Below are 3,273 nucleotides of genomic sequence, written 5' to 3' on the forward strand. Positions count from 1 at the left end.
CCCTTGTTCTCGAAGGTCACCGCCTTGGCCGTATTGGCCTCGACCATGGCCTTGCCCAGTACCCGGGCGGTCTGGTCGTAACCACCGCCCACGGAACCTGGGGCCATGAATTTCACGGTATCCAGCGCGAACGCGGGTGCGACAAGCACGGCAGCGGTCAAACCGGCGGCCATGCAGCGACTGAAACGACGGATCAAAGCGGACATGGGCATCTCCTGATTGCATTGTTTTTATAGGTGCCGTTTGCCCATCGAGGTGTTCGATGAACATGGGCCTGCGAACAAGCTTAGGCCATGGATCCTTGGGTTGATTTGTTTTAAAGCGCTGCAACACCCTGTAGGAGCGAGCCTGCTCGCGATGGACGTAAATGCACCGCGTTTATTCAGGTAACACGCGTAATCGTTAGCGACCATCGCGAGCAGGCTCGCTCCTACAGGGTTTGAAGTGTTCCAACCGGCGTTTCATTACAACTTTGTCATCAAGCTGTTGGTCGGCTGTCCGGATCACTTCGTTAGCCTGAACTCACTGTCAGGCCAACCACCGGCAGCCACCCTGCCCTTGTAGAGAGAGATTCGTCATGAAAATGTTGATCGCGGGTTTTGCCGCCCTGCTCGCCACCGGTTCGGCATTTGCCGCCACCCAGCCCACCTCGGCGGTCATCCACGACAAGGACGGCTTCTATGTCCCGGTGGATGTGGCCAAAGTGCTGTCCATGACCGACCTCAACGGCCAGTGCGGCATTGTTCCGGCGCAGTTCAACTACCTCGACCACCAGGGTCGTGAGCACCAACTGGACTATCAGGTCCAGGGCGTAGGTTGCATTGGTGAGAACTGAGCGGATGCCCGTATTCACCGCCGACCGGGCTACACTTTCGCCACTGGCTCGCCCCTGTAGCCCGACCGGATCAGGCAGGTTTCCATGAACATCCTCGTTGTCGAAGACGAACCCAAGGCCGGCAACTACCTGCTCAACGGCCTGCAGGAACTCGGATACACCGTGAGCCTGGCGCGGGACGGCGTCGATGGCTTGCACCTGGCCCTGGAACACGATTTCGACGTGATTGTGCTGGACGTCATGATGCCGAAGATGGACGGCTGGGAAGTCCTGCGCCGCCTGCGCAAAGAAGCCGACACACCGGTGCTGTTCCTCACCGCCCGGGATGACATCGCCGACCGTATCAAAGGCCTCGAACTGGGCGCCGACGATTACCTGATCAAGCCGTTTTCCTTCGCCGAACTGGTGGCACGCCTGCGCACCCTGACCCGGCGCGGTCCTACCCGGGAAGAAGAACACCTGCACGTCGACGACTTGCAGATCGACGTGCTCAAGCGCCGCGTCAGCCGCGCCGGCAACCGCATCACCCTGACCAACAAAGAGTTCGCCCTGCTGCACCTGTTCGCCACGCATCAGGGCGAGGTGCTGTCACGTTCGATGATTGCCTCGCGGGTCTGGGACATGAATTTCGACAGCGACACCAATGTCGTCGATGTCGCGGTGCGCCGCCTGCGCCTGAAAATCGATGATCCGTTCCCGCTCAAGCTGATCCACAGCGTGCGCGGCATCGGCTACCGCTTCGACACTCAACCCTGAACGCCCCCATGAATGCGATGACGCCACTGCAATCCGCCTCCCGTCTCAGCCACTCCCTGACCCTGCGCCTGGCGCTGGTGTTTGCCCTGCTGGCGTTTGTCTCGCTGGCGCTGCTGGGCGTGGCGCTGTACCGCGACCTGGAGCGCGAGCTGATCCATCGCGACGACATTGCCCTGATCACCCGCATCGACCAGTTGCGTACCTTCCTCAATGACAGCAACACCCTGGACCTGATCAAGGCCAAGCCGGCGCTGTTCCAGAACATGATGGGCAACCGCGAGGCCCTGTTGACCATCGGCACCCCGGGCCAGCCGCCGTTGCTGGTGGTCAACCCGGGCAACCTGACGATGCCGGTGCTGACCCCGGTGGCCATGGATCATCGGCTGACCTTGAACGACGTGCAGCATTTGCCCAGCGTCAATGGCGTGCCGTTTTCCGCCCTGGCGGCGACCATCGATTCCGGTGACTTGGGCAGCCTGCAAGTGGTGACCGGGCGCCTGATGACCGAACGCACCGCCGTACTCGCCGACTACCGGCTCAATGTGTACCTGTTCGCCAGCGTCGCGGCGATTCTGCTGGCGCTGTCCGGTTATGTGCTGGTGCATCGCGGCCTGTTGCCCGTGCGGCGCCTGGCCCGTCACACCCAAAGCATCGACGTCGGCAACCTCAACGAACGCCTCGACAGCCAGGGCGCGCCGCTGGAACTGCTGCCCATGATTGACGCCTTCAACGCCATGCTCGACCGCCTGGACAAAGGCTTCATCCAGCTGGGCCAGGTGTCGACCGACATGGCCCACGAACTGCGCACACCGATCAACAACCTGCTGGGCGAAACCCAGGTGGCCCTGCAACAGAACCGCAGCACCGACGCCTATCAGCAGCTATTGGCCTCGAATGTCGAAGAGCTGGAACGCCTGGCGCGCATGCTCGACAACATGCTGTTCCTGGCCCGCACCGATCCGCGCAGTGCCCTGCGCCAGCGTCAGGAGCTGGATGCCGCCGACGAAATGCAACGCATGGCCGATTATTTCGAAGGTCCGGCGACCGACGTTGGCATCTGCATCGATGCACGGGGCAGCGGCTTGATCTGGGCCGAGCCGATGCTGCTGCGTCGGGCATTGGCCAACCTGTGCGCCAACGCTATCAAGTACGGCGCGCCACATTCCGAGCTGTGCATCCACGCCACCCCAACCGCCGACGGCATCCAGGTGCAAGTGCGCAACCACGGCCCGACCATCCCGGCCCGGCATCTGCCACGGCTGTTCGAACGCTTCTACCGGGTCGATGAGTCCCGCGAACGCTCGGCCCAATCCAATGGCCTGGGCCTGTCGATCGTGGCGACGATCATGCAACTGCACAACGGTGCCTGCCATGTCAGCAGTGCCGACGGCATCACCTGCTTCGAACTGTTTTTCCCGGCGCGGCAACAGCATGAGTAGCGTTTGAGCGAAAACCACATGGGGCACTTCCGACAAAACAATGCTCAAGGGTGCGTGTCATGACCTAACCTCATTGGCTATGTGACTAACAACCCGTCGAGCTCGCCGATGCGCAATGTCTTGAAGTCAATGATTTACGTCGCCTTCGCGGTTCTGGCGGCAAGCACGGGATGGCTGTTGGCGGGGGACATGGCCGACGCACCTGCTCCTATTCCTGCTCCTATTCCTGCTCCTGCTCTTGCC

At 61.6% G+C, this 3,273-nt stretch carries 3 protein-coding genes and 1 pseudogene; 3 read left to right on the plus strand and 1 reads right to left on the minus strand.

Annotated elements, in window-relative coordinates; all coding sequences use genetic code 11:
- Positions 1 to 206, minus strand: a pseudogene (locus KGB07_RS26510) (tripartite tricarboxylate transporter substrate binding protein); the annotation flags it as partial.
- 371 nt (positions 207 to 577) lie between these two features.
- Here KGB07_RS26510 and KGB07_RS26515 point away from each other — a divergent pair.
- From KGB07_RS26515 to KGB07_RS26525, 3 genes are all read left to right on the plus strand, one after another.
- A complete protein-coding gene (locus KGB07_RS26515) occupies positions 578 to 835 on the plus strand; it encodes a DUF2790 domain-containing protein (RefSeq protein ID WP_046040382.1) in 258 nt (85 codons plus the stop codon).
- Positions 836 to 919: 84 nt separating this feature from the next.
- Entirely contained in the window at positions 920 to 1,591 is a 672-nt protein-coding gene (locus KGB07_RS26520; RefSeq protein WP_046040381.1) for a heavy metal response regulator transcription factor, read from the plus strand.
- An 8-nt stretch (positions 1,592 to 1,599) separates the two neighbouring features.
- Positions 1,600 to 3,030, plus strand: coding sequence for a heavy metal sensor histidine kinase (locus tag KGB07_RS26525; RefSeq protein ID WP_223467069.1), 1,431 nt, complete (start codon positions 1,600 to 1,602; stop codon positions 3,028 to 3,030).
- The last annotated feature ends 243 nt before the right edge of the window (positions 3,031 to 3,273 follow it).

Origin of the sequence: Pseudomonas sp. GL-RE-26, from assembly GCF_019956275.1 — a bacterium.
GTDB classification, from domain to species: domain Bacteria; phylum Pseudomonadota; class Gammaproteobacteria; order Pseudomonadales; family Pseudomonadaceae; genus Aquipseudomonas; species Aquipseudomonas grandcourensis.

Coding starts and splice junctions, on each gene's coding strand:
- KGB07_RS26525 (WP_223467069.1), top strand. CDS start 1,600: ATGAATGCGATGACGCCACTGCAATCCGCCTCCCGTCTCAGCCACTCC.
- KGB07_RS26515 (WP_046040382.1), top strand. CDS start 578: ATGAAAATGTTGATCGCGGGTTTTGCCGCCCTGCTCGCCACCGGTTCG.
- KGB07_RS26520 (WP_046040381.1), top strand. CDS start 920: ATGAACATCCTCGTTGTCGAAGACGAACCCAAGGCCGGCAACTACCTG.